We start from the raw sequence: 25,212 nt of genomic DNA on the forward strand, positions 1-25,212 counted from the left end.
ATGGAGGTTTCAGTTTGTAGACAAAGTATAAAAGTTTAGAGATTCAGGCTGAAACCTCCACTTACTAATGGAGGTTTTATTTTTGCTTCTTATAAAAATCTTGTACTAACCCGATGAATACTTGCATCGATTTAGTTTGCAGTTGAATTGGTTCAGTTAGTATTGAGAAGTTCCTTTTGATTGGTGTACCTTCTACGTTTAACAGAACAATGGTATTTAGTAATTTTTCTTTTTTCACTGTTAAATCGGATAAATAACTGATTCCAAGACCAGCCTCTACAGCTTCCTTAATTAACTGAGTACTACCAAACTCAACTAATTTGGTTGGTCTAATGTTCAATGTTTCAAATAAACGATCTGTAGCCTCTCTTGTTCCAGATCCTTCTTCGCGAACAATCCAAGTTTCATTTTCTAATTGTCCTATTGTTACCTCTTTATTTTTTGATAAAGGATGATTTACTCCTGCCATTATAAAAAGCTCATCAGTAGCAACTGTTTCCATAAATACATTTTGATGAACATATTCGCCCTCGACTATTCCAACATCTATTTGATGCTTTAAAACTGCTTGTGCAATTTCTCTTGTATTACCAATTTGGACAGATGGGATAATATTTGGAAATTTTAACTTTACATTTGCTAATATATGCGGAAGTACATATTCTCCAAATGTATAACTGGCCCCTATTTTTAATACTCCATTCGCTTCATGCATTAAATCATCTACTAATGTCGACATTCGTTTGTACAGACCTGTAATTTCTTTCGCATGTGAGTAAACGATTTCTCCCGCTTTCGTTAACTCTACAAATTTGTTCGTTCTATTTAATAACTTTGTTCCTAGATTTTTTTCGAGTATTTGTATTTGTTGACTGACTGATGGCTGAGTCATATGAAGCTCTTCAGCTGCACGAGAAAAGTTTTTTTTCTCAACAACTTCTATAAAAACTAAAAGTAAATGGTCCATCTGTTCACCTCTTAGTATCGATTTTGCTTATGATAACTATCATAATCATTTATTTTTCTTATCGTCAATCATCGCGTACGATAAGTATATAAATTGAATTGTGGATTAGGGGATGATAGATTTGGAACCGAATTTATTCGTACAAAAAAATTCAAAAGAACCAATGATAGATAAGGAAAAAATTTACTCGTTAATTCTTGGAATCGGATTTACAATTTTAATAGCTTGCATCGGGGTTGGATTATCTAAAATCCCTAAGCTTGGTTATATTGGTCCGTTTGCCTGTGCCATACTTTTTAGTGTTCTATATAGACAAATTTTTGGATATCCAGAACATATACGTATTGGCATTCAATTTTCCTCCAAATACTTTTTAAGATTTGCGATTGTATTATATGGATTAAAATTAAATATGAATGTCATTTTTCATCAGGGTTTTATGATCATGATAAAAAGTATGATAACAGTACTCTTTTCTTTTATCGTGCTGATGATGATTGCCAAATTGATAAAGGCAGATATGAATCTTTCATTACTATTAAGTATTGGAACCGGAATATGTGGAGCTGCTGCCATCGCCGCTATTTCACCAATTATGAAAGCAAAGGAAGAAGATACAGCAATGGGGATCGGAATCATAGCACTAGTAGGAACTATATTTTCAATAATTTATCCACTCCTCTTACCCTTCTTACATCTAAATTCTGCAGAATACGGAACTTGGGCCGGCCTTAGCCTTCATGAAATTGCGAATGTTGCTTTAGCAGCCGCACCAGCAGGAGAAAATGCATTAGCATTTGCTTTATTATCAAAACTATCAAGAGTTTTCCTCTTAATACCTGTTAGTTTTTTATTTATTTTTTGGATGAATAAAAAAGGAATAAAAAAAGACACTGAAGTCAAATTTACATTCCCTTGGTTTCTAATCGGTTTTATCTTGATGAGCTTTTTAGGAAGTTTTTTCCTAGGTGAAATAATGGAAACAAAGGAACTAAAGAATCCACTCGATTTTTTAACATCATTTCTATTAACAATGGCAATGACTGGTTTGGGTTTAAACATCAATGTAAAGGAACTACAAACGAAAGCCTTTCGTCCTTTCATTGCAATTTTGATTACTTCATTATTTCTATCAATCTTTACTTTTATTTGTTTATAAAAAAGACATGAAAATTCCATGTCTTTTTTTTCCATTATTATCCTTAGATAATAAATACACATTGTAATATTTATCCACTGTTTTGAATTTTCAACCAATTAATGACTAATTACCCATGTTTTTTTGCGTTTTTTTGAAAAAATAGTCGAAAAATTCTTTGTATAAACTGTAAACGTATGTTATTATAAAAATCAATTAATCCTAACAAATAATATTTTTTCGTTAGTAATTGTCAGAATTTTCTATTATTTATACAAAACTATTAAAATAGTTAGGTACATTTTAGAAAATCACATCAAGAATTTTAAGGAGGTTCATATGAGTTTATTTCGTAAAAAATCTGTCGCAAGTGCAACTCCAAGTAGTTCACTTAACAAAGTACTAGGTGCATTTGACCTAACAATGCTAGGGATTGGAGCTATCATAGGAACTGGTATTTTCGTATTAACAGGGGTAGCAGCAGCTGACTATGCTGGACCAGCACTTATTCTTTCATTTATTATTGCAGGGTTAGCGTGTACTTTCGCTGCATTATGTTACTCTGAATTTGCTTCCATGATTCCACAAGCAGGAAGTGCTTATACTTATAGCTATGTTGCTTTCGGTGAAGTAGTTGCTTGGATATTAGGTTGGGATATGGTACTTGAGTATGGACTAGCTTCATCAGCAGTTGCTAGTGGATGGTCAGGATACTTCCAAAGTTTATTATCAGGATTTGGAATTCATTTTCCAACTGCATTAACAAGTGCATTTGATCCTAGTAACGGAACTTATATAGATTTACCAGCTGTAATCATTGTTTTAATCGTAACTTTTATTCTTACTAGAGGTGTTAAAGAGTCAGCTAAACTTAACACTATAATGGTAATTATCAAATTAGCTGTAGTAATACTTTTCATCGCAATTGGCGTTTGGTATGTTGAGCCTACAAACTGGACTCCATTTATGCCAATGGGATTTGGTGGTGTAACAGCTGGAGCAGCTGTTGTAGTATTTGCTTACTTTGGTTTTGATGCAGTATCAACTGCTGCTGAGGAAGTTAAAAATCCTCAACGTAACTTACCAATCGGTATTATCTCTGCATTAGCAGTATGTACAGTTCTTTACATTGTTGTTTCATTAATTCTTACTGGTATCGTTCCATTCGATCAACTAGGCGTAAAAGATCCTGTGGCATTTGCATTAAACTTCATCCACCAAGATTGGGCAGCTGGATTCATTTCTCTAGGCGCAATCATCGGTATTACAACAGTATTAATGGTAATGATGTTTGGACAAACTCGTTTATTCTATGCAATTAGTCGTGATGGCTTACTACCTAACAAAATGTCAAAAGTTAACAAGAAAACTCAAGTACCTGTAGTAAGTACTTGGATTACTGGTGGATTAGTAGCAGCATTCGCTGGATTAATTCCATTAAATAAATTAGCAGAATTAACGAATATTGGTACACTATTCGCATTCTCAGCTGTATCACTTGGTATTTTAGTATTAAGAAAAACTCAACCAGATTTAAAACGTGGCTTTAGAACTCCATGGGTGCCTGTTGTCCCAGTTTTAGCTATCGTATTCTGTGTATATTTAATGCTTCAACTATCAGCATTTACTTGGAAAGGTTTCGTAGTTTGGTTAGTAATTGGTTTAATCATCTACGCTTCATATGGATACAGAAATAGCCGTTTAAATCCAGAAAACAAGTTAAATGATTCAGATCACTCAGCTTAATTAAAAAATATCCCATTATAGTTGCCTATAATGGGATATTTTTTTGTCTGATTAGATATGATATCTTAATAGTTGAATTGATAATGAATAATGTAAATTAAAATGAAAATATATGCCAATTAACTGTAGGAGTGAATTGAAATGAGTTATATTATAGGAATATTGGTTATTTCAATCAGTATTTTAATGATCTATCAATTGACCAAAAAGAATGTATCTTCCTCTAGTCAATTCGGAGTGTATGATCATACTAATTCTGGCAAAATTCCTGAACATATTGAACAAATACCAATCGTAGAAACTAAACATGAAATACTATACGAAGTATCACCACAATCTACAAATAACGCTGAATCAATGTAAAGGATGAAGATCAGGAGTTGATGAAATGTTCCCTTTAAAAAATTACTATGACTCTTTTATTAAAAAAGAGATCATTGGGTTAAAAAGAGAAGTTGCTTTAAAACGTTTGAGTAATTTGCTTGCATGTCAAAAAATTAGCAAGGATACAGTTGATGTTGTACATATCCGCTATTTTACTTGTACTGAAACACTTCAGCCTACTGATACATATTTAGGAACAATAGCGGTTAAATTCGCTAATGGATATGTTATAGACTCAGCCATTTCTACACCAAAGGAAACTAATAATCAAATTCCATTTAAATAAGTTTTTCTGTCACAAATCACTAATGACTGCAAAGTGCGGTCTTTTTTTTAGCAATATTTATTAATGGGTTAAAGCCTATTTAGTGTATAGACTAGTTCCATAGTTATCAAAAAAACATACGATACATTATCCACCTCTCCTAATTGTAATATTGCTACATTCCCCTAACAGGGAAGTTTTTCGAAAGCCCCACAAATTTAGAATGAAGGAGGTATAATGTATGAGTGATGGATTTAGACATCATAACAGCTTTGCATTGATTGTTGTATTATTCATCCTATTGATCATTGTAGGAGCAGCTTGTTTCGCAGGTGATCATTTTGGAGGCGGCTATGGCGCTTGGTAATAACTAAAAAATATAAAACCTCTTGAATATATTCAAGAGGTTTTTTTATTTAAAATTTAAGCATTCAAGACTTCTGATTGTTGATAATTTCTCTCCATGGCAATCATTTGTATTTTAACATGAATATATTTCTCAAAGCCTATGTAACGATCTAAACTTAATACATAGCTACGGTCTAAAGAAAGTAAAATTGCAAATGCACTGGTATAAAGTGTAAGACTGATTAAGTTCATATTACCCGATAGAATAAAATTAATATGCATGAAAAGACAAATCAAAATTGAAGGAAGTAGCATTAAACCCACGATCAATAAAATACCGATTATGATTTGTACAACTGGAATCGTGTAATTAAAAAACATATAATGCTTTAAAGCAAAGTGTTGAATGAAATACTTATAAAATTCCGGGACATTAGGCTTTTCAACAGCCATTATAAAATAATTTTAAATAAAGACTCCAGGTTCGCTATACCAATTTTTTTCTGTAATTTTTGTGATTCCAGCAAATAACCATCCTACTCCAAATAGAATTCTCATCAGTGTAAATAATGCTTGAAATGCGTTTTCTTTTAATTGATGCATAATTTTTTCCATTAATTTTAGTCTCCAATTCCTTTGACTAGAAGAATAATCCTATTGCGCTTCCTCTACTTATCATCTTGTTACTAACTGGTAAAATATTTTAAATGATATTAGTCGCCTTATTTGCCCCCTCATTTATTGAAAATGATTATCACTAACGATAAAATACTATCAATAATGATAATCATTGTCAATTAGTTTTTATATTCCAAAATCTACCACTTTTTATACATCTCATTTTTGTTAATTGAGTGACCTATCCCTCTGTTTTTCCGCTAAAAAAACACTTGTTAATTTGAATACTTTCATTACTAATGCACATACTATTTGAGGTTTTAATTAATTTGTGGAGGTTATAAAATGAATAAACAGCGAGCACAAGAAATCGCATCATCTGCAGTCATGGCTAATGTCACATATAATGGAGTACCAATTTATATTCAACACGTAGATGATCAGGCAGAAACTGCCAGAATTTATCCGCTTGGGCAACCACAAAACGAAGAAGAAGTATCGTTAAACAGCTTATTAGAGCATTAATAAAAGGCTGCTTTCGTATACTTCGTTGCTATTTTAGAATGCGTTAGTTGATGACAACTCCAGGATTCTCCCTTTCAGTGGGGCGTAAGCTGAGCCTCCTGGGTCCACAGGATGTGGATCATGCATGCGTTACGACAGGACGTCGTGGTTTTAGCATGCCTACCTTGCTTGGCCTGTGGGGTCTCAGCCTTCCCCCTACTCCCACAGGAATCTCGCACCTTCCATTGTAATCAATTTCTGGTTTTAAAGTTACAAACCCAATAAGCAACAATCTTATAGAAAATAGCCTAATAAAAAATAAACCTCCCAAATTGGAGGTTTATTTTTTTATATTACCAATATAGACTCTCTATGTAATGACACTTTGTACATACATTTATATTATCGCTTTTTTGAAATTCATGTTTACAATTTTTTTGGATATTCATTAACTCTTTTCTCAGTTGACTCACTTCTGACTCTAGCTCTTTTAGTTGCTTAGCTATTTGGATCACCCGGTTCATTCTAGGCTCCCCCATTCACTCATTGGTATATTTCCCCACCATTTTTTCTAAATTCATCAGCCTTTTCTTTGAGACCCTCATCGATAACTAACTCAAAATCTTTTTCATTCACTAAATCCCTAATATCTTGAGAGATTCTCATACTACAAAATTTTGGTCCACACATCGAACAGAAATGAGCTGTTTTTGCACCCTCAGCGGGTAATGTTTCATCATGATATTCCATCGCTCTTTCTGGGTCTAGTGATAGGTTAAATTGATCTCTCCATCTAAATTCAAATCTTGCTTTAGAAAGCGCATCATCTCGTTTTTGTGCTCCCGGATGACCTTTTGCAAGATCAGCAGCATGTGCTGCAATTTTGTATGTAATAACACCTACTCTAACGTCTTCTTTATTCGGCAATCCAAGATGTTCCTTTGGTGTTACATAGCAAAGCATTGCTGTACCAAACCAACCAATCATCGCAGCACCAATTGCAGAAGTAATATGATCATAGCCCGGTGCGATATCCGTCGTAAGTGGTCCAAGTGTGTAAAAAGGAGCTTCATTACAAATTTCTAATTGTTTATCCATATTTTCTTTAATTAAATGCATTGGTACATGACCTGGTCCTTCAATCATTACTTGGACATCATGCTTCCAAGCTATTTTCGTCAGTTCTCCAAGTGTTTCCAATTCAGCAAACTGAGCTTCATCGTTTGCATCAGCAATGGAACCAGGTCTTAATCCGTCTCCAAGTGAGAATGTAACATCATAGCGTTTCATAATTTCACAGATTTCTTCAAAATGTGTATATAAGAAATTTTCTTTATGATGTGCAAGACACCACTGCGCCATAATTGACCCACCTCTTGAAACGATACCTGTTACGCGTTTAGCTGTTAATGGTATATAGCGTAAAAGTACACCAGCATGAATTGTAAAATAGTCGACACCTTGCTCCGCTTGTTCGATTAATGTATCTCTAAATACTTCCCATGATAAGTCTTCAGCTATTCCATTCACCTTTTCTAATGCTTGATAAATAGGTACTGTTCCAACTGGTACTGGTGAATTTCTAATAATCCACTCGCGAGTCGTGTGAATATTTTTTCCGGTAGACAGATCCATCATTGTGTCTGCTCCCCAGCGTGTTGCCCAAGTCATTTTTTCAACCTCTTCTTCAATAGATGAGGTGACGGCTGAGTTACCAATATTGGCATTGATTTTCACATGAAAATTACGACCGATTATCATTGGCTCGCTCTCTGGATGATTTATATTTGAAGGAATAACTGCTCTTCCTCTCGCTACTTCAGACCTGACATATTCAGGAGAAACATGCTCCCTTATTGCTATAAATTCCATTTCTGGCGTGATCAATCCTTGTCTTGCATAATGCAACTGCGTAATATTTGCACCATCTTTTGCTCGTAATGGTTTTCTATCTAGTGCTTGGAAAACCTCTATATTTTTCTGTACAACCTCACTTTTAAAGCCGTTATCTTCAGGTTTTACTTCACGGCCTTCATACTCGATTACATCTGCTCGCTCGGTAATCCATTTTCCTCTTATAGACTTAAGTCCTTTTCGAATATCAACTGTTTCGCTTTCATCGGTATAAGGACCGCTTGTATCATAAACTCGTACAGGATCATTTTCCTCTTCCCCAAATGAACCTGTTGTTGGACTTAACTTAATTTCACGCATTGGAACTAACAAGTCCGCTCTTGATCCTTCTATATAGACTTTTTTACTTCCCGAAAAACTAGACATGATTGAAAAATTCATTTCATTTACAGAATTGTTCATTATGATTTCCCCTTTTTAATGTGGTTAAAAAGAACAAAATCCAATCCATGATAAGCATGAAAAAAAGCCGTATCTTAAAAATATAAGACCCGGCTAACGGTTAGTTTGAATACAATAATGACAAATTATCACCACTGTAATAAACGCAAACTTCCCCACGCTGGTATGAACCAGATCAGGTCCTGAGGGTTAAGAAACTTAAAGCGCGTTTCTCTCTCAGCCCAACTTATTGGACACCCCTAGTCAAACTATTCTTTTGTACAGACTTAATATAAACCTATGATTCAATTTTGTAAATCATTTTATTTCCCTAAAATTTTACAAGGTTGGATGAAAATTCATATTCATGCCTGAAAATATTAACTATTTTTGCATTGAAAAATTATTTTTAATTAGATCTTTAAGTGTCTATTTTGCTAACTTTTGAAATACTATTTACAAACTATCATTTTTTTAATCTTGAATTATTTTATTTTTATGCTATGCTAAATTTAATTTTCATAGTGTATTCATCACTAGGGGATCCCTTGATAAGGGCTGAGAATAAAGTAATTACTTTTAAACCCTCATAACCTGAACAGGTTCGTACCTGCGTAGGAAAGTGGCGCAATGTCTTTTTATGCGTTTATTTGTGTATCTTACAAACCACTTTCCAGTTTTAGGAAGGTGGTTTTTCTTGTTTTAAAAGGAAATTTACAATACATACAGCCTATTTCTCAAAAAGGAGGAACAAATTTGAAATTAATCGCAGTGACGAATAATATGTATTCTGTTCATGATCTTGCTTCAAAGATTTATCAAATACATGATGTTGTTGATTTTGTTCATATACGAGAAAAATCTAAAAGCAGCTCGGCGCTATTTACGCTATTAAACCTTTTAATAGATAACGAAGTTCCTATGAACAAGATTGTCATGAATGACAGATTAGATGTCGCGTTGCTTACCAATCTAAAAAACATTCATTTGCCAACTCACGGCCATCCGGTCAAGTTAGTGAAAGAACAATATCCAACAATGAACGTCGGTCGCTCAGTCCATTCAGTAGCAGAGGCTATTTCCTCTGAAAAGGATCTGGCCAATTATGTCATTTATGGACATTGCTTTGAGACAAATTGCAAAAAAGGTTTACGTCCAAATGGAATTGATCAGTTAAATGAGATAAAAAAAGTTCTTACAATTCCAGTTTACGTAATTGGCGGAATAGCTCCTGATCATCTTCCTATATTAAAAGAGTGTCAGGTTGATGGAATTGCAGTCATGTCCGGTATTTTTTCTTCTGAAAACCCGCGTGATGCTGCTCTAAAATATATGGAGAGGTGCACTAGTATTCTATGAAACAACATTTTGATGTAATCGTAATTGGTGGTGGAATCATTGGATGCTCTATCGCTTATTACTTGGCAAAAGAAAAACTAAACGTTGCCGTACTCGAAAGACAAAAGGTTGGTTCGAAATCAACTAGCGCTGCAGCAGGCATGCTCGGAGCTCATTCTGAGTGCAATGATTCAAAGATTTTTTTACCTTTTGCAAGAAGCAGTCAACTAGCATATTTTGAACTGAAAGAGGAGCTTAAAAGACTTAGTCGTATCGACATTGAGCTGAAAACAGGTGGGATTTTTAAACTAGCTTTTAATGACGATGAAAAAATGCAATTAGCTTCCCTTCTGACTCAACCAACAGTCAAATGGTATAAACCAACTGAGGTTCAAAGAAAAATACCTAATATAACAACAAATATAATTGGCGCAGCATATATAGAGGATGATGTAAGCGTGCTTCCTACTTCTGTCTGTACTGCTTTTTCCAAAAGTGCACAAGTGCTCGGAGCTACAATACACGAGAATACTAGTGTTTTAGACATTAAAAAAAATGAAAATACATTTATGATTCATTCTACAAATGGACAATTTACAGCTGAAAATATCGTCATTGCAAATGGGGTTTGGAGCACTTCTTTTTTTAAGCAGCTCGGACTACATAATCGTCTTACCCCAGTTAAGGGAGAATGTCTTTCTGTTACAAGTGAACATATGACGCTGGAGCATACAATTTTCCACGATCATAACTACATTGTTCCTAGAAACAATGGAAAACTTGTTATTGGTGCAACGATGATTCAAAACGAATGGGATGAAAAACCAACCCTACTAGGCATTGAATCATTAATTGAAACTGCCAAAAAGATGCTACCTGAGATAACCAAAATGACCATTGAATCATGTTGGGGAGGTTTAAGACCACAAACCTTTGACCAAAAACCATTTATCGGAAAACACCCTGATGATGACAATATATTTTTTGCAACTGGACACTTTAGAAATGGCATTCTTCTAGCTCCTGAAACGGGCAAAATGATTCGAGATTTTATTCTGAAACGAAAGATCAAACCTGAGTGGGTAGAAGCGTTTAAAGTGAATCGATAATTTTAAAGAGAGGTGTATGACGTTTGAACATCCAATTGAACGGCAATACTATTCAGCTTGCTGAAAATATTTCCACAGTAAAAGATTTACTTCATTCTTATCAATTAGAAAATCGAATCGTTGTAGTAGAAGTAAATAAAGAAATATTGTATCGAGAACTGTACGGTACTACAGTTCTTTCAAATGGAGATATGGTAGAAATAATACATTTTGTAGGTGGAGGTTAATGATGTTAACAATTGGAAAACATACATTTCATTCAAGATTGTTTCTAGGCACAGGCAAATACCCTTCTTTTGATATTCAAAAAAAGGCTGTTGAGGTATCCGAAACGGAAGTATTAACATTTGCTGTTAGGCGAATGAATATATTTAAGGAATCCCAACCAAACTTGCTTGAACAATTAGATTTAACGAAATATAAGCTACTTCCAAATACCGCTGGGGCTAAGACAGCAGAAGAAGCAGTTAGAATAGCTAAACTTGCAAAAGCTTCAGGACTATGTGACATGATAAAGGTTGAAATAATTGGTTGCGACAAGTCGCTATTACCAGATCCAATTGAAACGTTAAAAGCATCTGAAATATTACTTTCAGAAGGATTTACTGTATTACCTTATACATCTGATGATGTCGTTTTAGCAAGAAGGCTTGAAGAACTAGGAGTCCATGCAATCATGCCCGGTGCATCCCCAATAGGGTCTGGGAAAGGTATTTTGAATCCTTTAAATTTACAGTTTATCATCGAACAATCCTCCGTTCCTGTTATTATTGATGCTGGAATTGGTTCACCTAAAGATGCAGCATATGCTATGGAATTAGGTGCAGATGGCGTGTTACTAAATACTGCTGTTTCTGATGCTGCTGATCCAGTAAAGATGGCTATTGCAATGAAAATGGCTATTGAAGCAGGTAAGCTTGGCTTCGAAGCCGGAAGAATACGTGAAAAAAATTACGGGGTGGCCAGTAGTCCGATTACAGGGTTGGTGAGTTCTTGATTGACCGATATATAAAACAGCAATTATTTTTAGGTAAAGACGGACAAGAGAAATTACAACATGCAAGTGTACTAGTCATTGGAGCAGGAGCACTCGGCTCATCAATAGCAGAAATGCTAGTGCGTGCAGGCATTGGTGAACTGACGATAGTCGATCGTGATTATGTTGAATGGAGTAATTTGCAAAGACAACAGCTATATTCAGAAGAAGATGCTAAAAAAAAGTTACCAAAAGCAATTGCAGCAAAAAATAGATTATTAGAATTAAATAGTAGCATAAATATTAATAGTTTTATAACAGACATCAATGCTAAAAATATTGAGGAGTATGTTAAAAAGCAAACTATTTTAATTGATGCAACTGATAATTTTGAAACAAGAATGATTGTAAACGATGCAGCGGTAAAGTTCGGTGTTCCATTTATTTTTGGTGCATGTGTGGCAAGCTATGGTATTACCTTTCCAATTATTCCTGGAAAAACACCATGTTTAAGTTGTTTATTAGAACATATACCCATTTTACATGATACATGTGATACGGTTGGTGTCATTAGCCCCATCGTTCAAATTATTACTGCTTTTCAAGTTACATCAGCTTTAAAGCTCATTACTGGTACAGAAGTAATACCACTATTACAATCTTATGATGTTTGGAAAAATGAAAAAGCTGACATTAACATTGAAAAGTTAAAACATAAAAATTGCCCTACGTGCGGTGATCAGCCTATTTTTCCGTACTTACAAAGTGACCCAGAAATGAAAACAGATATATTATGTGGAAGGGATGCAATTCAATTAAGAAATATGTCCTCCCTTTCACTTTCTCTTGAGGAATTATCGAAGAAAATAATGAATGATGTGAATGACTTAATAGTGAATCCTTACTTACTTTCTTGTTCGTTAGAAGATTATAGAATTGTATTATTTAAAGATGGCAGAGCAATTGTTCATGGGACAAATCAACCTTCACAGGCAAAGTCTATTTATAAGAAATTAGTAAGCTTTCAATAGGCATCATAAAAAGAAGAAGCTAATATGATAGCTTCTTCTAACAATTATTTTACTTTCACAGTAAAGTCAACTGTGAATTTTTGTCCATTATGTTGAAATTGTCCCCATATTTTATACAAACCGCTTTTTGGAAAATTTGTCATAAATTTTGCTTCTGGTCCTGTAGAATCTTCATTCATTGGATGAACATGTAGGTAGTTTTTTGTATCTTCACTAATTGCGACTACATGTCCAATTGCACCTAAGTATGGTTGTAAATTACTAATTGGTTTTTTGGATTTTTCATCCTTTATAGTAAAGGATAAAGTGATATCTTTATTTGGCGTTAACTCATCTGTTTTAAAAGAGATTTCTTTGCCATCAACTACTTTTGTTTGGTGCTGGTCTTCCTTTAGAACCATTGGACTTCGTTCACTACCTAAAACTTGAATCGTTTTCGTTTTTACTGTTTTAGCAGAGTCTTTTGGCACAAAATCTGCAAATAATTTATATGTTCCACCTGATGGAAAGCTTGGTGTAATGGTAAATAAACCATCTCCTTTATACTCTGGGTGGATATGGTCAAAATAAGATAAATCATTACTTACTACGATTAAATGCATTAACTTTTCATGTTCAACTTCAAAATCCTTGATTATCTTACCTTCTGAATCTTTAACGGTAATAGCTAGTTCCGAATTCTCTCCACTTTTTGGATTTTGATCGAATGTAAAACTTACTTTAGTTTGCTTTTCTTTTTCTTTCTTTTCATGATTCATTCCATGATGATTCGATTCCGTGTGATCTTCATTGGTTCCGCATCCACTTAAACCGATCAATGTGATTGAGCTAAGTATTAACAGCAATTTTTTCATTGATATACTCTCCCCATAAGTATAATTGTTATCCTTTTATTGCTAAACAAAAAGCGAACCTTAGTCCGCCTTTGTTTTTTTATAAGATATCGTATCCTTGATCTTCAATTGCTTCTTTCACTTTTTCTACTGTTTCTGTATCTACATGTTTGAATGATACTTCTTTATTTTCTAAACTAACAATTATATTGTTTGTATCTGACACACTTTCTACAGCTTTTGTAACCGCTGCTTTACAGTGTCCACAAGTCATTCCATTTACTTTTAAAATTGTTTCCATTTGATATTTCCTCCTTAAATTTTTACCCTTTTTAATCGTAGTGCATTAATGACAACCGATACTAGTTGTAGTATTCATCGCTAAGTTTACGTTAATTTTTGTAATACCTTCCATTTTTCCGATTACCTTTTCAATTCGAGCAGAACATGCTTCACATGTAATACCTTCAATATCTAGTGTTGCATGTTCAAGTGCAACCTCGTAACCGATGTTGTAAATTTTATCTATTATATCAGTAGTTTGATATTTCTGATCGTACATAATAGTGGCTTTTTCTAAAGCAAGATTTACGTTTGCTTCAACGCCATCCATTGGGTTTAAGCTTTTTTCGATTCGGGTTGCACATGCAGCACACGTCATTCCTTCAATACCGAGTGTTAACTGCCTTGCTTCACTCATATATATCAGACCCCTTTATTTTACGTAGCGTTTAATAACCTCCATTAATTCAGTTACCGATGCTTCTCCATTGTTTTCTTTCACTGCTTTTACCATACAATGATTAGCATGTCTCTCAATTAATGAAAAGCTTACTTTTTTCATTGCAGCTTCGATCGCCATAATTTGAGTTAATATATCTATACAATAACGGTCTTCCTCGACCATTTTTTGAATACCACGTACTTGACCTTCGATTCTGCGAAGACGTTTCATTAAATTTTCAATTTCCTCTTCACTTCTAGGTACCATAGAATCTTCATGACAATTTTCCATTTTATCACCTCACTCACATTATATACTCATAGGGGGTATAGGTGTCAATTTTTTATTCTATTTATTTTTAATTGTCCATATGATGATACAAAGTAACTAATTAGGGGGTATTATTAATGTTGACCGGTTGGATCTGCATAAGCGTCTCAGTTCTCATATCATTTCTATCTATTTATAATCGTCCAACTAAGGATGATCGAATGAATCAAATGATGTATATGATGATGATTAGTATGACAATTGGGTTATCAATTGGTGTATTAGTTACTCTAACGATGCCTCAACAATTTTTCTATTCACTATTACTATCAATGGGGCTTTCAGCATTAATTGGCTTATGTATCGGACTGCGACTTAACTTTCTTGCATTGTTAGAAGGAATATTTACTGGAATGATGTCCGGTATGATGGGGAGTATGATGGTCTCAATGCTATCAATTACAGAAGCAAAAACGCTATTGTTAATTTGTTTATTACTTGTCACATGTACTTCTATTTTTTGTTCAATCATGTTCTTAAGCGATCAATTCCCAAAGCTTTTATCCTCATTCTTTCCAGCTATTTTTATTTCTAGCCTGCTGATTATTTTTACGGTTTACTATACTTTTTCACATGATGAAAGTAATTTCACCTCAAGTGATATTCACAATCCACACTCTCAATAAATGAAAAGGCATCCAAATTGGATGCCTTTTTTCATTAAAAAATTTATATAAATAATGAAATGAATTGATTGCTTTAAAAATGAATGTATTTTGCTGGATCAACTGCATTTGATTTTGCCTGATTCCATTGTCCTTCATGTAATTCAAAGTGAAGATGCTGACCAAATGAATTACCTGTGTTCCCCATTGTTCCGATTGCTTGGCCTTTAGAAATACTTTGACCAGATGACACTTTAAAACTACTCATGTGGGCATAGACAGAAGTAAATACTTTCCCATCAATATTATGTGTAATGAATACAACATTTCCATAACTAGATGATTTGTATGCACGGATCACCACGCCATCTGCAACTGAAACAATTGGTACATCGCCTTTTTTGACAATATCGACTCCTGAGTGTTCTTCGCTATCAAATGAACGGTATCCGAAACCAGAAGATACATAACCATCTGCAGGTCGCATAAATTCACCACTTGAATGAGAATTTTTTGAAGCAGATTTTATTGCCTTTTCTTGTTCTATTAAAAGCTCTTCCTGTTCTTCTAAACTTAGTACATCATGTTCTTTTTCATGTATTTCAGATTTCAGTTTTTCTAGCATAGCCTTCATTTGAATTTCTTGATTCGCAAGTGTACGATTTAGATTTTGAAGCATTTCTTTATCGTTCTCTAATTTAGTTTGAGAGGTATATAAATCTTTTTCTTTCTGTTCAACTTTCTTCAAATCATTCTGTTGCTCAACTAAAATATCTTGATCTGAATCCATAAATTTCGCAATTGCATTGATACTTTGAAATAACTCTCCAATATTAGATGCACCAAATAAGATATCTAAATACTTCTTATTTCCTCCAGATTTTTGAAGTGTTCTCAGTCGATCGTCTATAATGACTTGACGTTGATCTAAACGGTTTTGAAGATTCATAATCTCATCTTGCATAATCGCAATTTCTTTTTTACCTTTTACTAATTCTATTTCTTTTTCTCTCATCACTTCTTTTGCATGTTCAATGGAAGTATTGATAGAATCTAAAGAGTTTACTAAAACTTCTTGTTTATTCCTTAATTGTTCAATCTCATTTTTTGCCTTTTGAGCTTGTTCTTGAACCTTTACCCGTTTATCTTGAATTCTATGAATCTCTGTACTTTTATTACTTGAAGCAAATGCACCATTAGGTAGTAAAGCAAATGACAAACTACTTGCTATCGCTACTAGTGCAAACTTATTAACAATTCGTTTCATCTTCTTCTCCCTAAGTCTTGACATATACTTTTACATGTTAACTTAGGAATGTAACGTTGCCATGCCAATTAGACAACATTCATATTACAACTCTTTTACAAGTCCTTTTCAATGCAACGGAAACAAAAAACAGGAGACCACTAGTTGGATTTCCTGCTTTCGTATACTATTAAGAACTTATTTTTTAATAGTCATTTTGTTATTAACAATTTCATCAAAATACTTTAAAGTAAACGGCTCTCTGATCAATTCATCTCTTTGATAACGTTCTTGCACAATAACCTTTGCAACATACTCTTTACGAGTATTTCTTTTTGCATCCTCAATTGCAATCGCTGCTTCTAATAAATCCGCCATTTTGTTCGCAATTTTTTTCGCATAAAAAGTTTGCATATTCTGATCTATTGTTGAAGCATAATTTACTACCTCTTTTAAGTCATTTAGTTTGTGATTAACTAACTCTTTTTCATTTCCTAAAGATTCCGTTGAATCTGCTATTTTTGCTTCAATAAAAGATATAAAGGTCGGGAAAACATTTTTCTTAAGTAATCGCAGAACCTCTAAGCCTAAAATATTGGCAGATCCTTCCCAAACGGTCAATACTTGAGCATCTCTTAATAAACGTGGTGTAACAAAATCTTCAATATATCCATTTCCTCCGTGCATCTCAATTGCTTCATGAGAAAAATGAATTGCTTCTTCTGCTGTACGCATTTTTAAAATTGCAATTAGCAATCGGGCTAAGGCTTGTTCTTCATTTGTTCCATTTTCTTTACCAATAACACGATCATATAGAGCAATTAAATCAAACACTGCACTTGTTTGTACTTCTTGAATCGTTGCAAGCTTCGTTAGGGTTTCTTTAATCATTGGATAATTTGTTAACATTTGTCCAAACGCAGGTCTATTTTCAGCATATTGTTTAGCTTCAGTATAGGCTCTTCTCATGATGCCAATGGATGCTATAGCATTGCAAATTCTAGATAAATTCAACGCTTCCATCATATAATAAAAACCTCTACTTGCATCTCCAATTAAAAAGGCTTTTGCCCCATCAAATTCTACCTCACCAGAAGGAACTGCTCTCACACCTAATTTATCTTTTAAACGTCGAATGGTTAATCCATTATTTGTACCATCCTCGTTTTTCCAAGGCACTAAAAATAAACTTAAACCTTTACTCCCAGAAGGTGCACCCTCAATTCTCGCAAGGATCGTTGTTACTCCACATTGACCTGCATTACTAGCAAAATATTTTTCTCCGTAAATTCGATAATGTTCATCTTCTTTAATCGCCTTAACTACGTTTGCACCTACATCAGAACCACCTTGTCGCTCCGTTAAAAATGTTGCTCCCTCGTATAATTCTGTCTCCCCAGTTGATAGTAAATGTGGTAAATATTTTTCCTTCAAGGCATCATCTGCATATCGTTCTACTAAAAATGCTGTAGCCATTGATAATGTCACAGGGCAGTAGAAACCTGCTTCAGTTTGCGATAATAAGTAACCTTGTGCAAATGAGTAAATATAATTTCCTTTTATCCCTAATTCAGGTATCGGTTTGTGAAGATATCCTACAATTCCTTTATCATAAGTATCTTTTACTGTTTGTTTATACCCTTCATTTACCCACACATGAGAAATATCATTTCCGTATGCATCATACTTAATCAATCGAGGCTGCCCTTCGCGGTCTGTGTGAATTGCTCGTTTATCAAATTCATTTGCACATAGGCTTCCGAATTCAATTAATTCATCATTTGCCCAGTTAAAAAACTCTTTATCTAAATGTTTTTTTAATAACTCATGTAAATGAAGATCTTCTTCATAAAAGTTCATTTTTACACCTACCTAACGTGTTTTTAATACTGTTTTTAATATTTTTCCAGTTGCATTTCTCGGAAGCTCATTTACAACTTCATACAATCTAGGAATCTTATAGCTTGCTAATTTACCATTAAGAAAACGTTTACATAAATCCTCGTAGTCAGTCGTTTGATCATTTACAACAAGATACGCTTTCACAGTTTCTCCCCACGTATCATGATGAATTCCAACTACCGCAACTTCCCTTATCATCGGTATGTTCAAAAGCAATTCCTCTACTTCTTTTGGATAGATATTAACTCCACCTGAAATGATGACATCTTTTTTTTCGGTCAACGATCCAATAAAAACCATCTTTATCTACTTTGGCTAGATCTCCTGATTTTAACCATTTAATCTTTGTTCTCTAAAAACTAAAGCTTCCTTATCTTTATATTTTCGACTATTCACCTGCAACAAACTAGATAAATTCATCTCTACACCTCTATCTCGGATAATGTTCGTTCAAGCTTATTTTTCATTTTCTCGATCTCTTTTTTTAAAAATGTTAGCTCATTTATTTTTTGCTCAATTTCATCAATCTTCTGATTGCCGTATTCAATCGTTTTTTCCAATTGCTTTTTTCCAGTACGATCATTTGTGAATAAATTAATCATTTCTTTTATTTCCTGCAGATTGAAGCCCAAATATTTTCCTCTTTGAATTAAATAGAGACGCGTTCGGTCTTTTTGACTGTATTTTCTTCTTCCACTTTCGGAATAAGTTGGATGGAGTAAGCCAATTTCTTCATAATATCTCAGCGTTCTAGGAGTCATATCAAACTCTTTTGTTAAGTCACGTATTGAATAAAACGCCAAAAATCCCCTCCCCTTTCTGGATCATACTTTTATTATAAAGTTTACGTAAACGTAACTTTCAAGATGAGACACTTCGACAAAATCATACAAATATCATCTGTTTCTCTTCTTTTAACGAACTAAATTGTCATCCTACTACAAATGTGTAAATTGATTTATTCAAACCATTTTCTCAGCAATTTTTTTCAGTTCATTTGCCCGAGTGGCAATAAAAGATTTCATATATTTCTTTAAAAATAATAGATCGGCTAATACACCAAGGTAGCCGAGAGGAGATTTATATTCAAAGAGGTCAAGCATTAACGTACCGCCTTTAACTTCTTTGAACTCATGAGTATGAATGAACGAGTGAAATGCTCCCTTTACCATTTCATCTTGAAATTTATATGGTCTTTCCATCAACGTGATTTGAGCAGTCAATCTTTGCTTAATACCAAAGTGAATAGCTTCCCAAATGACACTGTCACCAAGCTCTAGTTGCCCTTCCATTACTCCACCAACAACTCTTTCCTTTGTTTTTGAAGCTGTCATCGTATGAATCGTAACATTCCTCGCAAGATCAAAACATACATCGATTGGTGCTTTAATGAATTGTTGATGTTCTATGAAAGGCATCCTATTAACTCCTTTAACCGACTATTCTTTCTATTATTAGAATCAAAAAAGAAAACCATGATTTGGTATTCCTTTTTACTATTCTTTATCCTAGGGTATTGTCCCTTTGTTAATTTCTCAACAAACAAGAATTAATTCTTATTTCTTAATAAAATCACGTTGGTTTTGACTATAAGAGCAAGAATGAGGACGAATTTACCTAACCTTCATTGCTAAAATGGGAAATAACTTATATTAGGAGGAAGTAACATGAATAAAATACAAATTTTTAATGATCTCCATACATCAGAGGATTTATTATTTTTAGGCAATGCTTGGGATTTACTGTCAGCATTAATACTTGAAAAAGCTGGATTTAAAGCGATTGGTACAACTAGTTGGGGGATTGCTAATTCAATCGGGCTTGCAGACGGAGAATTAATTGATTTTGATCGGCATTTACGTATCATAGAGTCTATTGCGGAGAATGTAAACATTCCTGTTTCTGCAGATATTGAAGCAGGCTATAGTGAAGATATAAAAACGATTGTATACAATGTTTTACGAACTGCAGATGTTGGCGTTGCTGGGATTAATATTGAAGATTCATTTAAAAGTCGTAAAGGTTTAAAGAGCATTACACAACATAGTAAACTCTTAACAGAGATCAGAACTGCTTTAGACAACAATGGTTTTAAAGACTTTTATATAAACGCTAGAATTGATACTTATTTCCAAATTGAACATCCACTTATCGATACGCTAAATCGCGCAAAGGCATATGTTGAAAGTGGCGTGAGTGGGATTTTTGTCCCTGGATTAAAAAAGGAAGATGAAATAAAAGAAATAATCTTACATGTAGATGCACCACTTAACATATTATCTTTACCCGAGTTAACAAATTGTAATAAGCTTAAAGAACTAGGAGTGAAACGCTTTAGTTTCGGTAACGCTTTGTCAGATCAGATAATCTTACATTTGGAAAAGACTGCCGAACAATTAATTGAAGGTAAAGATACATCGATTTTATATGAGGTTTAAGAATGAAAGGGTGAAATGAATAGATGACTAATATTAATCTTTCGTTTGAAGAAATGTGGGAGAAAATTCTTGCATGTGATCGCAAGTATGATGGATTGTTTTTTACTGCAGTAAAAACGACGAAAATATATTGTCGACCTTCTTGTAGATCAAGGAAACCTAAAAAAATAAATGTAGATTTTTTTTATGACATAAATGAAGTAGAAAAAGCAGGTTTTCGAGCTTGTAAAAGATGCCAGCCAGATATAGATCACTCACCCCAAGTCATCCTAATTAGAAATGTGATTACCTTCTTATTAAAACATTATCAAAATAAGCTTGTATTACAAGATATTGCAGATCATGTGGGTATTAGCCCCTTCTATCTCGAAAGGCTTTTCAAACAAGAAACATCAGAAACTCCTCGCACGTATTTAGAAAAACTTAGAATAGATAAAGCTGCTCATCTTTTAAAATACACCGACCAATCAAATCTAGAAATTTGTTATCAGGTAGGTTATCAAAGTCCCTCAAACTTTTATAAAATATTTAGACGAATTAAAAACTGTTCACCAACCGAATATCGAAATTTAGAATTTGTAAATCGTAATTAAGGAACCCATAGTAGTTCCTTTTTTGCGTTGATGATTATTTCTTTATAATTCGAACCTGATTTCCGGATTCTTCTTTTAATTTTTCCTATTAGTTTCTAATATAGCAACAACAATTATTCAACTTATCCCTTCCACTTATTGTTAAGATATTGTTCGAAACTATATACGAAATATGCGCATACTATTTTTGGAGGTGATAAAAATGGGTCACAATCAAAATCCACATGCTCATGTAAAAAAGAAAAAGCAAAATAATGGTCAACCAGAACCTGCTGCGGTAAATTCTGAAGGCTATTTTGCTCCTAGTAAATCAAATACTGAAGCACTAAATGAAGTAAAAAAACAATAAAAAATGACCGTCTTTGACGGTCCTAAACGAAAAGTTAAGCTGATCTTCTTGTCCAAAAATACCCCACCCCTGCCAATTTATATAAATTCTTCCTTCTTTAAAAAAAGAATTTTACTATACAGTTTGTCCCCCAATCATAAAACATGAATTGCTCATAATATTATAATTCAGAGTAAAATTCTTACAAAGAAAGGAGACATACTATGGCACTTCAATTAATGAAAATTCTTGTTGATGCTACTGCTACAATTGAAACTGATCCAACTGCTTCCAGATACTTTTATATCACTACTTCAACTACAGCAGGTGGTGCTACTTTAAATATAAACGCTGCAAGTTTCTTAGATGATACTGGCGCTGCTGTGACTTCCCTTCTTACACTTCCTACATTATATCTGTGATTCCGTATTCTACCAAGCCATCTTTGTTTGTATATACTGACCTTACACCATCCGAATATGTAAAAAATAATAAATTTGATGTTTGTAGTGGAATTGGAGGAGCCGAATATCCGTATGTTCCAAGATTTACAGTTGTGATTAATAATTCCCACCGAATGCCATTAAATCGATAAAAAACTCGATTTCTAGTATCTAAAAATAGACTCCCACATTCCGGATTCACTGGACGTTTAGAAAGTGTTCCAGCTTGAATCGATATGTGATATCCCCTGCATTTATCACAAAATTCAAATTAGATAAATCATCTTTAATAATATTCTGTCACTCCCTTCATCAATACTATGAATTCATCGTTTTTCTAAATATATGATGTTCGAAAGGGATAAATCCTAATTTCTAGATAAAAAAGCACTACTTCTTTTAATTGGAGAAAATGCAATATATATCCCAAATGTATATTCGATGTAATAAAAAGAAGTCTTGGAATCAATTAATCCTCAAAATCCTCTTTTATCATTAGACTCTGTTAAAAAAGAATGTTGATTTCCATTCCAGGTACTCCGCTTTCCATGGGGCGAGACTTGAGCCTCGGGTCCACACGATGTGGATCATGCATGCGTTACGACAGGACGTCGTGGTTTTAGCATGCCTACCTTGCTTGGCCTCCGGGGTCTCAAGTTTCCCGCATCTCCCATAGGAGTCTTCGCACCTTCCATTCCAATTACGCTCTCGAATCAGCTATTTCTTTTCATACTCTTAATGTATTTAGCTAAAAATCAACAATTAATATTAACAGAGCCTATCATTAAAAAGGCGTATGCGAAAAACATTAACCAAAACTAAAAAAGGTTATGTATAATAATGATAGAAGGTGATATAAATGGAAAAATTATGCGGTAAATGTTCAAAAGAAGCAGGTATGACCAAACAAGAGCGTTACGAACTTGCTAAGTCACGTATCCCTAATACAGTTTATACTTGTACTAACTGTAAGGAAGAGCATTCTTTAGAAATAAAGAAAATCAAAATGGGTATACAGGTAGAACCGATTAAAACTACGAGTGAAAAGCCGAAAGCTCAAAAAAAGAAAAAAGACAACGAAAAAGAACAGCTACAGTTTGAATTTTTCTAAGTATAAAACTTGTTCAATAAGAGGTTTATTTGCTTAAGTTGTGGGGCTAGTGCCCCACAGTTTTTTTATATAGTTCATTTCTATACACTAGTATGCCTACCTTTATTGAGGAGGCTCAGCTCACGCCCCATGGAAAGCTATCACCTGCAGTGGAATTCAACACTCTTCTTTTATCTGAGTCCCTTAAGAGAAAAATGTATTAAATTCAACACTCTTCTTTTCCATCAAAATATAAAAAGATGACAAGCTAAAGCTTATCATCTTTCTATTACACTAAATATCGAAGGAAAATATAAATATGTGAAATCACTAGTGATAAAATTGTAATTGGTAAACCGATTTTTAAAAAATCCCAATATCCAAATTTATATCCTTCACGAGTAGCAATACCCGCTGCAACTACATTCGCTGAAGCACCAATTAAAGTACCATTCCCACCAAGACAAGCTCCTAAAGCAAGTGACCACCATAGTACTTCAACCTGAGATGAGTCAGGTGAATATCCCATTCCAACTGCTAAGTCCTGAATTAATGGAATCATTGTTGCAACAAAAGGAATATTATCAATCGTAGCAGATGCTATTCCTGAAACCCATAAAATTAAGGGGGCGGCTACATTCATATCGCCATTCGTTAATTCCAATACTTTTTTTGCAAGCGACCCAATTAATCCGATATCAATTAATCCACCTACTAAAACAAAAAGCCCGGCAAAGAAAAAGATTGTTACCCACTCTACACTCGCAAATACTTTTTCTAAATCATGTTCTTTTACTCCGATTACCATTAATATGGTCGCCCCAAACATTGCAACAAGTGCTGCATCTAAATGTAGAACCGAATGTAAAACAAATCCTAACAGTGTAAAACCAAGAACAGTAAGTGATTTATACATAAGTAAACTATTTTTTATATAATCTGATTCATTAATTGACATTAGTTTCTGAATTTCTGCTGGCGTTGTTACTAACCTTTTTCGATAAATAAAATAAATAATAACTGTTATGACGGCTACAATGATTGCAATAACAGGCGTTAAATTAAATAGAAATTCATTAAATGTTAAATGTTTATTAGCCGATCCAATCATTATATTCGGCGGATCTCCAATTAAAGTTGCTGTTCCTCCGATATTTGAATAAATAACCTCTAGCATTAAAAAAGGAATCGGATCCACCTTTAAAATTTTTGTGATTGATAACGTTATCGGAACGATTAATAAAATAGTCGTTACATTATCTAAAAAAGCTGAAGCTATTGCCGTTAATAACGACAGTGTAACCAAAATACGTATAGGTTGTCCTTTTGAAATTTTTGCTGCTTTAATCGCAATAAATTCAAAAAATCCTGATGTACTTGTTATGTATACGATGATCATCATCCCGATTAATAATGTGATTGTTTCCCATTCAATATGTGTTGTTAATGCAGAGTGTAAGTCAACTACACCTATCGCCACCATAATTCCCGCACCCAATAATGCAATTAGCGCTCGACTAATCTTTTCACTAATAATAAAGGCGTAAGCAATTAAAAAAACGATGATGGCGGCATAATATCTCCAATTATAACCGTGTTCTAAATGCTCCATCTAAAATTCCTCCATAAATATTTTAACTAAGTTCCCTTGATGAATTGAATTCTCTTCATGTTCCACTATATATTTTCACACAACAAATATGAGACTCAAATATCAGCTTAATATACTAAAGAACTCTTACTAGGCTATGTTTTAAGTATTTGACCAAGTAACTATATTTTAGCATAATTCTTGGAGTTGGAGCCCACTACAGTCTTTTAGAACTATATTGCTCTCTATTTTGCTTGTAAGACATGGTTCTTACTGCCTCTTTTAATAATATTTTTAACTTTTTGAAACTTTTTCCCTCTCTAAATACTCTAATATATGAAAGGGGGTTAAAGAGTGATTGATATTAACC

29 protein-coding genes, 2 pseudogenes and 2 riboswitches are annotated in these 25,212 nt (G+C 33.7%); of the genes and pseudogenes, 17 read left to right on the top strand and 14 right to left on the bottom strand.

The window, feature by feature from the left end; all coding sequences use genetic code 11:
- Nucleotides 1-76: 76 nt before the first annotated feature.
- On the bottom strand, nt 77-967 hold the full coding sequence (locus tag V7056_RS12630; RefSeq protein WP_499702424.1) for a LysR family transcriptional regulator: 891 nt from the start codon (nt 965-967) through the stop codon (nt 77-79).
- A gap of 121 nt (nt 968-1,088) precedes the next feature.
- Here V7056_RS12630 and V7056_RS12635 point away from each other — a divergent pair, with 121 nt between their 5' ends.
- The 5 genes from V7056_RS12635 (at nt 1,089) to V7056_RS12655 (ending at nt 4,867) form a co-directional block, all read left to right on the top strand.
- A complete protein-coding gene (locus V7056_RS12635) occupies nt 1,089-2,126 on the top strand; it encodes a YeiH family protein (RefSeq protein WP_499702426.1) in 1,038 nt (345 codons plus the stop codon).
- 318 nt (nt 2,127-2,444) lie between these two features.
- On the top strand, nt 2,445-3,851 hold the full coding sequence (bcaP, locus tag V7056_RS12640) for a branched-chain amino acid transporter BcaP (protein ID WP_499702428.1): 1,407 nt from the start codon (nt 2,445-2,447) through the stop codon (nt 3,849-3,851).
- Nucleotides 3,852-3,992: 141 nt separating this feature from the next.
- Nucleotides 3,993-4,214, top strand: coding sequence for a hypothetical protein (locus V7056_RS12645; protein ID WP_499702430.1), 222 nt, complete (start codon nt 3,993-3,995; stop codon nt 4,212-4,214).
- Between the two features lie 25 nt (nt 4,215-4,239).
- On the top strand, nt 4,240-4,521 hold the full coding sequence (locus V7056_RS12650) for a hypothetical protein (protein ID WP_499702432.1): 282 nt from the start codon (nt 4,240-4,242) through the stop codon (nt 4,519-4,521).
- A 220-nt stretch (nt 4,522-4,741) separates the two neighbouring features.
- Entirely contained in the window at nt 4,742-4,867 is a 126-nt protein-coding gene (locus V7056_RS12655; RefSeq protein ID WP_499702434.1) for a YjcZ family sporulation protein, read from the top strand.
- Between the two features lie 56 nt (nt 4,868-4,923).
- On the opposite strand, the gene V7056_RS12660 is transcribed toward V7056_RS12655, so the two are convergent.
- Both V7056_RS12660 and V7056_RS12665 read right to left on the bottom strand, forming a co-directional pair.
- Nucleotides 4,924-5,229 (bottom strand): hypothetical protein, encoded by a 306-nt coding sequence (locus V7056_RS12660; protein ID WP_499702436.1) that lies wholly within the window; start codon nt 5,227-5,229, stop codon nt 4,924-4,926.
- Between the two features lie 84 nt (nt 5,230-5,313).
- Nucleotides 5,314-5,463 (bottom strand): hypothetical protein, encoded by a 150-nt coding sequence (locus V7056_RS12665; RefSeq protein ID WP_499702438.1) that lies wholly within the window; start codon nt 5,461-5,463, stop codon nt 5,314-5,316.
- A 348-nt stretch (nt 5,464-5,811) separates the two neighbouring features.
- Between V7056_RS12665 and V7056_RS12670 the strand changes: the two genes are divergently transcribed.
- Nucleotides 5,812-5,991 carry a small acid-soluble spore protein H gene (locus V7056_RS12670; protein ID WP_499702440.1) on the top strand — a complete coding sequence of 60 codons (180 nt, stop codon included), beginning with the start codon at nt 5,812-5,814 and terminating at the stop codon, nt 5,989-5,991.
- A gap of 522 nt (nt 5,992-6,513) precedes the next feature.
- Here V7056_RS12670 and thiC read toward each other — a convergent pair.
- Complete coding sequence (gene thiC, locus V7056_RS12675; protein WP_499702476.1) at nt 6,514-8,289, bottom strand: phosphomethylpyrimidine synthase ThiC; 1,776 nt, start codon at nt 8,287-8,289, stop codon at nt 6,514-6,516.
- 132 nt (nt 8,290-8,421) lie between these two features.
- Nucleotides 8,422-8,537, bottom strand: a riboswitch (TPP riboswitch).
- 256 nt (nt 8,538-8,793) lie between these two features.
- A riboswitch (TPP riboswitch) is annotated at nt 8,794-8,903 on the top strand.
- A gap of 118 nt (nt 8,904-9,021) precedes the next feature.
- On the opposite strand from thiC, the gene V7056_RS12680 reads away from it, so the two are divergent.
- From V7056_RS12680 to V7056_RS12700, 5 genes are read left to right on the top strand one after another with little or no spacing between them, the layout of a single operon-like run.
- Nucleotides 9,022-9,624, top strand: a complete 603-nt coding sequence (locus V7056_RS12680; protein WP_499702442.1) for a thiamine phosphate synthase — start codon at nt 9,022-9,024, stop codon at nt 9,622-9,624.
- Nucleotides 9,621-10,712: a glycine oxidase ThiO gene (gene thiO / locus V7056_RS12685; protein WP_499702444.1), complete on the top strand. Its 1,092-nt coding sequence runs from the start codon at nt 9,621-9,623 to the stop codon at nt 10,710-10,712. Before V7056_RS12680 ends, thiO begins: the two co-directional genes overlap by 4 nt.
- Nucleotides 10,713-10,735: 23 nt before the next feature.
- A complete protein-coding gene (thiS, locus tag V7056_RS12690; RefSeq protein WP_499702446.1) occupies nt 10,736-10,939 on the top strand; it encodes a sulfur carrier protein ThiS in 204 nt (67 codons plus the stop codon).
- 2 nt (nt 10,940-10,941) lie between these two features.
- Complete coding sequence (locus V7056_RS12695) at nt 10,942-11,709, top strand: thiazole synthase (protein ID WP_499702448.1); 768 nt, start codon at nt 10,942-10,944, stop codon at nt 11,707-11,709.
- Entirely contained in the window at nt 11,706-12,719 is a 1,014-nt protein-coding gene (locus V7056_RS12700) for a ThiF family adenylyltransferase (RefSeq protein WP_499702450.1), read from the top strand. The genes V7056_RS12695 and V7056_RS12700 overlap by 4 nt, the downstream gene beginning before the upstream one ends.
- A gap of 44 nt (nt 12,720-12,763) precedes the next feature.
- On the opposite strand, the gene V7056_RS12705 is transcribed toward V7056_RS12700, so the two are convergent.
- The 4 genes and pseudogenes from V7056_RS12705 to V7056_RS12720 all read right to left on the bottom strand — a co-directional run bounded on the left by V7056_RS12705 (nt 12,764) and on the right by V7056_RS12720 (nt 14,567).
- The gene (locus V7056_RS12705) at nt 12,764-13,573 is read right to left on the bottom strand and encodes a DUF8832 domain-containing protein (protein ID WP_499702451.1); all 810 of its coding nucleotides are present in this window, start codon (nt 13,571-13,573) and stop codon (nt 12,764-12,766) included.
- Nucleotides 13,574-13,652: 79 nt separating this feature from the next.
- Nucleotides 13,653-13,853, bottom strand: a complete 201-nt coding sequence (locus tag V7056_RS12710) for a cation transporter (RefSeq protein WP_499702453.1) — start codon at nt 13,851-13,853, stop codon at nt 13,653-13,655.
- Nucleotides 13,854-13,922: 69 nt separating this feature from the next.
- Nucleotides 13,923-14,252 (bottom strand): annotated as a pseudogene (locus tag V7056_RS12715) (copper ion binding protein); the annotation flags it as partial.
- A 15-nt stretch (nt 14,253-14,267) separates the two neighbouring features.
- On the bottom strand, nt 14,268-14,567 hold the full coding sequence (locus V7056_RS12720; protein ID WP_499702454.1) for a metal-sensing transcriptional repressor: 300 nt from the start codon (nt 14,565-14,567) through the stop codon (nt 14,268-14,270).
- A gap of 116 nt (nt 14,568-14,683) precedes the next feature.
- On the opposite strand from V7056_RS12720, the gene V7056_RS12725 reads away from it, so the two are divergent.
- A complete protein-coding gene (locus V7056_RS12725) occupies nt 14,684-15,232 on the top strand; it encodes a hypothetical protein (protein WP_499702455.1) in 549 nt (182 codons plus the stop codon).
- 73 nt (nt 15,233-15,305) lie between these two features.
- Here V7056_RS12725 and V7056_RS12730 read toward each other — a convergent pair whose 3' ends face one another.
- From V7056_RS12730 to V7056_RS12750, 5 genes and pseudogenes are all read right to left on the bottom strand, one after another.
- Entirely contained in the window at nt 15,306-16,478 is a 1,173-nt protein-coding gene (locus tag V7056_RS12730) for a murein hydrolase activator EnvC family protein (RefSeq protein WP_499702457.1), read from the bottom strand.
- Between the two features lie 177 nt (nt 16,479-16,655).
- A complete protein-coding gene (locus V7056_RS12735) occupies nt 16,656-18,317 on the bottom strand; it encodes an acyl-CoA dehydrogenase family protein (protein ID WP_499702459.1) in 1,662 nt (553 codons plus the stop codon).
- Nucleotides 18,318-18,329: 12 nt separating this feature from the next.
- Nucleotides 18,330-18,696, bottom strand: a pseudogene (locus tag V7056_RS12740) (class I adenylate-forming enzyme family protein); the annotation flags it as partial.
- 85 nt (nt 18,697-18,781) lie between these two features.
- A complete protein-coding gene (locus tag V7056_RS12745; RefSeq protein ID WP_499702461.1) occupies nt 18,782-19,162 on the bottom strand; it encodes a MerR family transcriptional regulator in 381 nt (126 codons plus the stop codon).
- Nucleotides 19,163-19,321: 159 nt separating this feature from the next.
- Nucleotides 19,322-19,777, bottom strand: coding sequence for an SRPBCC family protein (locus V7056_RS12750; RefSeq protein ID WP_499702463.1), 456 nt, complete (start codon nt 19,775-19,777; stop codon nt 19,322-19,324).
- Nucleotides 19,778-20,026: 249 nt separating this feature from the next.
- Here V7056_RS12750 and V7056_RS12755 point away from each other — a divergent pair, with 249 nt between their 5' ends.
- From V7056_RS12755 to V7056_RS12775, 5 genes are all read left to right on the top strand, one after another.
- Entirely contained in the window at nt 20,027-20,797 is a 771-nt protein-coding gene (locus V7056_RS12755) for an isocitrate lyase/PEP mutase family protein (protein WP_499702465.1), read from the top strand.
- A 23-nt stretch (nt 20,798-20,820) separates the two neighbouring features.
- On the top strand, nt 20,821-21,390 hold the full coding sequence (locus V7056_RS12760) for a bifunctional transcriptional activator/DNA repair enzyme AdaA (RefSeq protein ID WP_499702466.1): 570 nt from the start codon (nt 20,821-20,823) through the stop codon (nt 21,388-21,390).
- Between the two features lie 202 nt (nt 21,391-21,592).
- Entirely contained in the window at nt 21,593-21,739 is a 147-nt protein-coding gene (locus tag V7056_RS12765; protein WP_158093232.1) for a hypothetical protein, read from the top strand.
- Nucleotides 21,740-21,942: 203 nt separating this feature from the next.
- Nucleotides 21,943-22,140, top strand: coding sequence for a hypothetical protein (locus V7056_RS12770; protein WP_499702469.1), 198 nt, complete (start codon nt 21,943-21,945; stop codon nt 22,138-22,140).
- Between the two features lie 880 nt (nt 22,141-23,020).
- Nucleotides 23,021-23,272 carry a hypothetical protein gene (locus V7056_RS12775; RefSeq protein ID WP_499702470.1) on the top strand — a complete coding sequence of 84 codons (252 nt, stop codon included), beginning with the start codon at nt 23,021-23,023 and terminating at the stop codon, nt 23,270-23,272.
- A 268-nt stretch (nt 23,273-23,540) separates the two neighbouring features.
- Here V7056_RS12775 and V7056_RS12780 read toward each other — a convergent pair whose 3' ends face one another.
- A complete protein-coding gene (locus tag V7056_RS12780; protein ID WP_499702472.1) occupies nt 23,541-24,863 on the bottom strand; it encodes an ArsB/NhaD family transporter in 1,323 nt (440 codons plus the stop codon).
- Between the last annotated feature and the right edge of the window lie 349 nt (nt 24,864-25,212).

The organism is Bacillus sp. JJ664, from assembly GCF_036962205.1.
In the GTDB taxonomy this organism is placed as follows: Bacteria; Bacillota; Bacilli; order Bacillales; family Bacillaceae_G; genus Gottfriedia.

Excerpts from the sequence above, each read along its gene's own strand:
- V7056_RS12630 (WP_499702424.1), bottom strand. The coding sequence starts at position 967 with ATGGACCATTTACTTTTAGTTTTTATAGAAGTTGTTGAGAAAAAAAAC.
- bcaP (WP_499702428.1), top strand. The coding sequence starts at position 2,445 with ATGAGTTTATTTCGTAAAAAATCTGTCGCAAGTGCAACTCCAAGTAGT.
- V7056_RS12645 (WP_499702430.1), top strand. The coding sequence starts at position 3,993 with ATGAGTTATATTATAGGAATATTGGTTATTTCAATCAGTATTTTAATG.
- V7056_RS12650 (WP_499702432.1), top strand. The coding sequence starts at position 4,240 with ATGTTCCCTTTAAAAAATTACTATGACTCTTTTATTAAAAAAGAGATC.
- V7056_RS12655 (WP_499702434.1), top strand. The coding sequence starts at position 4,742 with ATGAGTGATGGATTTAGACATCATAACAGCTTTGCATTGATTGTTGTA.
- V7056_RS12660 (WP_499702436.1), bottom strand. The coding sequence starts at position 5,229 with ATGTTTTTTAATTACACGATTCCAGTTGTACAAATCATAATCGGTATT.
- V7056_RS12665 (WP_499702438.1), bottom strand. The coding sequence starts at position 5,463 with ATGGAAAAAATTATGCATCAATTAAAAGAAAACGCATTTCAAGCATTA.
- V7056_RS12670 (WP_499702440.1), top strand. The coding sequence starts at position 5,812 with ATGAATAAACAGCGAGCACAAGAAATCGCATCATCTGCAGTCATGGCT.
- thiO (WP_499702444.1), top strand. The coding sequence starts at position 9,621 with ATGAAACAACATTTTGATGTAATCGTAATTGGTGGTGGAATCATTGGA.
- V7056_RS12695 (WP_499702448.1), top strand. The coding sequence starts at position 10,942 with ATGTTAACAATTGGAAAACATACATTTCATTCAAGATTGTTTCTAGGC.
- V7056_RS12705 (WP_499702451.1), bottom strand. The coding sequence starts at position 13,573 with ATGAAAAAATTGCTGTTAATACTTAGCTCAATCACATTGATCGGTTTA.
- V7056_RS12710 (WP_499702453.1), bottom strand. The coding sequence starts at position 13,853 with ATGGAAACAATTTTAAAAGTAAATGGAATGACTTGTGGACACTGTAAA.
- V7056_RS12720 (WP_499702454.1), bottom strand. The coding sequence starts at position 14,567 with ATGGAAAATTGTCATGAAGATTCTATGGTACCTAGAAGTGAAGAGGAA.
- V7056_RS12725 (WP_499702455.1), top strand. The coding sequence starts at position 14,684 with ATGTTGACCGGTTGGATCTGCATAAGCGTCTCAGTTCTCATATCATTT.
- V7056_RS12730 (WP_499702457.1), bottom strand. The coding sequence starts at position 16,478 with ATGAAACGAATTGTTAATAAGTTTGCACTAGTAGCGATAGCAAGTAGT.
- V7056_RS12735 (WP_499702459.1), bottom strand. The coding sequence starts at position 18,317 with ATGAACTTTTATGAAGAAGATCTTCATTTACATGAGTTATTAAAAAAA.
- V7056_RS12750 (WP_499702463.1), bottom strand. The coding sequence starts at position 19,777 with ATGCCTTTCATAGAACATCAACAATTCATTAAAGCACCAATCGATGTA.
- V7056_RS12755 (WP_499702465.1), top strand. The coding sequence starts at position 20,027 with ATGAATAAAATACAAATTTTTAATGATCTCCATACATCAGAGGATTTA.
- V7056_RS12760 (WP_499702466.1), top strand. The coding sequence starts at position 20,821 with ATGACTAATATTAATCTTTCGTTTGAAGAAATGTGGGAGAAAATTCTT.
- V7056_RS12765 (WP_158093232.1), top strand. The coding sequence starts at position 21,593 with ATGGGTCACAATCAAAATCCACATGCTCATGTAAAAAAGAAAAAGCAA.
- V7056_RS12770 (WP_499702469.1), top strand. The coding sequence starts at position 21,943 with ATGGCACTTCAATTAATGAAAATTCTTGTTGATGCTACTGCTACAATT.
- V7056_RS12775 (WP_499702470.1), top strand. The coding sequence starts at position 23,021 with ATGGAAAAATTATGCGGTAAATGTTCAAAAGAAGCAGGTATGACCAAA.
- V7056_RS12780 (WP_499702472.1), bottom strand. The coding sequence starts at position 24,863 with ATGGAGCATTTAGAACACGGTTATAATTGGAGATATTATGCCGCCATC.